Origin of the sequence: Secundilactobacillus hailunensis, assembly GCF_005405185.1 — a bacterium.
Taxonomy (GTDB): Bacteria; Bacillota; Bacilli; order Lactobacillales; family Lactobacillaceae; genus Secundilactobacillus; species Secundilactobacillus hailunensis.
Window position 1 is genome coordinate 1 of record NZ_BJDO01000083.1, and the last position, 4,638, is coordinate 4,638.

General features: G+C 43.2%; 5 protein-coding genes. 3 read left to right on the forward strand and 2 right to left on the reverse strand.

What is annotated here, in order from left to right; genetic code table 11:
- Nucleotides 1–289: 289 nt before the first annotated feature.
- Both FFM73_RS12050 and FFM73_RS12055 read right to left on the reverse strand, forming a co-directional pair.
- Complete coding sequence (locus FFM73_RS12050; protein ID WP_137631902.1) at nucleotides 290–1,510, reverse strand: DUF2075 domain-containing protein; 1,221 nt, start codon at nucleotides 1,508–1,510, stop codon at nucleotides 290–292.
- 79 nt (nucleotides 1,511–1,589) lie between these two features.
- Entirely contained in the window at nucleotides 1,590–2,093 is a 504-nt protein-coding gene (locus FFM73_RS12055; RefSeq protein WP_054654755.1) for a hypothetical protein, read from the reverse strand.
- Between the two features lie 117 nt (nucleotides 2,094–2,210).
- On the opposite strand from FFM73_RS12055, the gene FFM73_RS12060 reads away from it, so the two are divergent.
- The 3 genes from FFM73_RS12060 to FFM73_RS12070 all read left to right on the forward strand — a co-directional run bounded on the left by FFM73_RS12060 (nucleotide 2,211) and on the right by FFM73_RS12070 (nucleotide 4,393).
- Nucleotides 2,211–2,975 carry an MBL fold metallo-hydrolase gene (locus tag FFM73_RS12060; protein ID WP_137631903.1) on the forward strand — a complete coding sequence of 255 codons (765 nt, stop codon included), beginning with the start codon at nucleotides 2,211–2,213 and terminating at the stop codon, nucleotides 2,973–2,975.
- 120 nt (nucleotides 2,976–3,095) lie between these two features.
- Complete coding sequence (spx, locus tag FFM73_RS12065; protein WP_137631904.1) at nucleotides 3,096–3,500, forward strand: transcriptional regulator Spx; 405 nt, start codon at nucleotides 3,096–3,098, stop codon at nucleotides 3,498–3,500.
- Between the two features lie 170 nt (nucleotides 3,501–3,670).
- Entirely contained in the window at nucleotides 3,671–4,393 is a 723-nt protein-coding gene (locus FFM73_RS12070; RefSeq protein ID WP_137631905.1) for an adaptor protein MecA, read from the forward strand.
- The last annotated feature ends 245 nt before the right edge of the window (nucleotides 4,394–4,638 follow it).

Sequence of the window (4,638 nt, forward strand, 5' to 3'; positions counted from 1 at the left end):
AACCAAGAAAACATGTTTATCCGAATCTTCCAAATCGCTGCTTAGTCCCTATTGCGAATGCCCCTAGAACAAAGGGTTATTTAGTGTACCCAAAATCCACTTAAAGGGTACAAAGTCCCGATATTTCCGATCTCGACCACTCAAATCCCGTAAGCAACAAAGAGCTTCCTCCGAAGAGAAAGCTCTAAATATAATCAAGTCGTTAATCAACACCGTTTGACAAAGACCCAGAAAAGGCATTCACAACTCCCATTAAAAGGGGTCTATGAATGTCTTTTTTGTGATTATCTTAATTGATGATTGCTTGGTATTCTTGATTGAGTCGCTGACGTAACGCCGGATCATGTGCGAAAAGGTATAGCCCCTTAACCCCACGCTTCATGAGGACATTAATGGCGTTGAGATTCAGCCGGACCTTAGCATTTAAGAGTTCTTGGGGGTCCGTCAGATCGTCTCGGTGTTTAAATGATTCACTATCGGTGATCTTAGCAGTATCGATTTCAATTTTTTGACCAGTAGCTGATAGCTTAACTGGTGGACCAAGAATTAGACCAACATAGTTTAAATCAAAACCTTGGCAGGTGTATATCGATCCCACTTCATTAATGGTTTCGGGCAGCTCAGCCCAAGGTGTCGCAGTGTAATTATATTGATCCCAAGGTAAGTGAAAATTACCTTCAGTAATAAAATGACGGCCACCGTCTAACGTGGAGGGGTAACCGGTTGTTGAGACAATCCGCGACAGGCCGACCTGATTATTCTGGTGTACGATTGCCTGACGCATTTTTTCGGCATCTGAAAAGATCCGAAAGTCATAATGATTTCGAAAACTAGGCTGTAATGGTAGTAGCTGCCGGTCACCTGTGAAGCGGTTGATCCAGTTAATTAGACTGTCATCGGCTTGCATCCTAAACTGGTGATTCAAATGCACCCACTTTTGGGTATAGGGGATTAATAAGTGTTTAAGTCGGGCCCGCGTCCAATACGTTTTAAGTCGCAGGACTTGATGGTCGTCAAAAACGATGACCAGTGCGTGACACAATTTTAATAATGAGAGCAACTGGTTGTGGCCGTAGTAGTTGTTATAGTGATCCGGCTGAGATAATAATAAATGTGATTCATCGACCACACCAATATCGAACCGAGCCCGTTTTTTATTGAGCTGATTGATCAAAGAGGTCGGTCGCTGAAAGTTTTTCTTTAGTAATCCTGGTAGCTCTCCTGCGATGTTGCGATAAACCTTTAAAAGTTCCGGATGATTGACTAAAAAGTAGTTTTGGGTTTTCGCTAAGGGACTCGTTGCGTCATGGGCGGCTTGCTGGAGGTCATAAAACAGCTGGCTTAAAACCACACTTTTACCCGTGCCAGCATCACCCGTGATCACTAAAATGGCTGGTTTTGAGTCGTGGATATGGGCCTTAATGAATTGCTTAGCTTCAGTAATCAACTGGGACTGTTCTTCAGTTGGCTGCTGAAAGGGTGATAATTTTTTAACTGCTTGATTTTGCAAAACAAGTCTCCTCTGATAAATAAGAATAAAAATAATCCATACAGCTATTCACCGTACAGATCATCATAGAATGAAGCGGTTACTTAACTTCTGGCTTAAAGAAGTGGTAACTGGCTTCATGGTAGTTATATTGCGTCGTGAGAAAGTAACTAAAGGGTTTAAAGGAAGCTTCCTTTTTCCAAAGTGAGAAGTCATCCGCGTTATCCCAAGTTGACAGGATAATATTGTTGGACCGATTTTTTTCGTCCTTCATAAAGTAAATGGAGCGCATACCATCTGGCATCGGGTCAGTGGTTACGAAATGGTTGGCTTTTGAGTTCATTACCTTTTGATCATCCGCGGATAAATTATCCACGTAGATAAAGTTGACAAATCCTTGCCAATCGGTTGTCCCACGGTGAAGTTTGATGTCATAATGAATGGGGGAGCTAAACACGGATTCTTGTCCGGACACGTCTAGCAAGGCCAGTTGCTCACCAGAGGTAGAAGAATCCAGTAACAGTAGCGGTCGATCTGGGAAGCGAGTCTGAAGCTTTGATAAAACCTGCTTGGTACCATAGGTAATACTTATTCGAGTAATCATATTTATTCCTCCTGACTGATCACCATTATTATACAATTTGCTAGACTAAAATGGTATTAATGCGTCTGTGATATGCGGTTTAACGCTAATTAATTAAAGGTGAAGGGAAGCAAAAAAATGAAAGTAACAGTTTTAGGGTACTATGGCGGCTATCCAGCCAACGGTATTGGAACCAGCAGTTATTTAATTGAATCTAACGGGTACCATTTATTGATGGATTGCGGCAGCGGGGCGCTGTTGAGCCTGGAAAAAGTGCTGGATCCCTTAAAGTTAGATGCCGTAATTCTTTCACATTATCATCATGATCACGTGGCCGATGTAGGGGTATTGCAGTATTACTGGCAGTTACATGAAGAACGGCCAAATCAGACCACCTTGCCGATTTATGGGCCAACCGCTGATCCACTGAACTTTGGCAGTTTAACCTGGCCCCATGCGTCACAGGGGATGGGCTACGCGCCGGCAGATATTTTACACCTGGGCCCGCTGACGATCTCCTTTTTGCCCATGAAACACCCAGTACCCGCGTTTGGGATGCGGATCGTGGAAACTAAGACTGGTGAAACCCTGGTCTTTACGGCTGATACGGCCTATATTCCAGAATTAATCCCGTTCGCCCGCCATGCAGACCTGCTGATGACGGATACCAACTTCTTCGATGACAAGCAGGGGACGAAGTGGCACATGACGGCCGGTGAATCCGGTCAGCTGGCCAAAGACGCCCAGGTGGGTCAGTTAATGCTGACACATCTGCCGCAAGTTGGTGAATTAGCCAGCTTAAAACAGGAGGCTCAGCAAGCAGCCGGCAAGGTGCCAGTTGAATTAGCCGCACTCCGGCAGACGTTTGCCGTTAAATGTGACGATAACCCGATATGTTCGTGATGTTTTAGTGAATTTCATTCTCAGTGACCAAGGAGTTTGTTATAGTTAAGTTAGGAAAAGAATTGAGCCAATGATCCGGTAGTAAATAACCTAGTTCTCATAAGTTTGGAGGCAATGCCTATGACTGTCACGCTATTTACTTCACCCAGTTGCACCTCGTGCCGTAAGGCTAAAAAGTGGCTTAAGGCCAACGAAGTCGATTTTGTTGAGCAAAACATTTTTGTGCAGGCGCCAAGTGCTAAACAGCTTAAACTGATCTTGCAGCTGACTGAGAATGGAACGGAAGATATTATTTCCAAACGATCAAAGGATTATAAGCACTTGACCGTTGAAATTGACAATCTGCCGGTCAGTGAATTGATCAGCCTCATTACTGAGCATCCCGGATTATTAAGACGACCGATTATTTTTGATGACAAGCGGTTGCAGGTCGGCTTTAATGAAGACGAGATCCGGCGTTTTTTACCGCGTCATATTCGCGTTCTCGAGTTGGAAAAAGCCATTAAATCTGCGGATGCCGGGTAGCTAAAAGTTCACGAAGATTGATTTGCTAAAAAAGCAGTTCCGCTGCTTTTTTAGTGCGGTTAACGGCATAGATATTTAAAAAAAGTTAAGCCAGATACTTTACAAACGGTGAAAATTCTTTAGTATGGAGATAGGTAATTCTTGGTGCGGGCAGAAAGAGGTGTTGGGTCATGGAAATGGAAAGAATTAATGAAAATACGATTCGCGTTTTAATTGGCAACGATGATTTAACCCAACGGGGTATTACCGTCCTTGATCTGCTTGGTAACCACAAGCAAATTGAAAGCTTCTTCTACAGTATTTTGGAAGAAGTTGACGTCGATCATCAATTCCAGGAAACTGATGCCGTTACCTTTCAAGTGTTACCTAACCGTAACGGGCTTGAGCTGTTTATCAGCAAGGGTGGCGCAGATGATGATTCAACAGATGACCAAGATGGCAGTGACTCGCCTGACATTGAAATGGTAAATGAAGACGAAGTGCCTGATTTCTTAAAGCGGCAGCTGATGCAGACCGATAACGATTCTACCCAGGATACTCAGGGTAAACCAGAATCTAAGTCAGACAAGAAGCCATCACCCGTTACCAAAGCATCACCACTTCATACTACAGTGTTACGTCTTCACAGTTTTGATGATATGATTGCGATTTCTGAGGCATTAAAATTATCCGACGTAACTTCTAATTTGTATCACTACAAGAATGATTACTATTTGGAATTGATCTTTCGGGTCAACGAAACTTCACCAGAAAGTATTAAAGATGAATTAGCTGTTGCCTATGAGTATGCAGAGAAAACGAAGATTACCGCCGATGTTCTTGATGAACACGGGAAAAAGATCATGGCGCAAAGTGCGCTGCAACTAACCCGCCGTTACTTTACTGCGAAGTAGTCAATAGTAAAAAAAGGGGTCTTTGTCAAACGGTGTTGATTAACGACTTGATTATATTTAGAGCTTTCTCTTCGGAGGAAGCTCTTTATTGCTTACGGGATTTGAGTGGTCGAGATCGGAAATATCGGGACTTTGTACCCTTTAAATGGATTTTGGGTACACTAAATAACCCTTTGTTCTAGGGGCATTCGCAATAGGGACTAAGCAGCGATTTGGAAGATTCGAATAAACATGTTTTCTTGGTT

Excerpts from the sequence above, each read along its gene's own strand:
- FFM73_RS12055 (WP_054654755.1), bottom strand. The coding sequence starts at position 2,093 with ATGATTACTCGAATAAGTATTACCTATGGTACCAAGCAGGTTTTATCA.
- FFM73_RS12060 (WP_137631903.1), top strand. The coding sequence starts at position 2,211 with ATGAAAGTAACAGTTTTAGGGTACTATGGCGGCTATCCAGCCAACGGT.
- spx (WP_137631904.1), top strand. The coding sequence starts at position 3,096 with ATGACTGTCACGCTATTTACTTCACCCAGTTGCACCTCGTGCCGTAAG.
- FFM73_RS12070 (WP_137631905.1), top strand. The coding sequence starts at position 3,671 with ATGGAAATGGAAAGAATTAATGAAAATACGATTCGCGTTTTAATTGGC.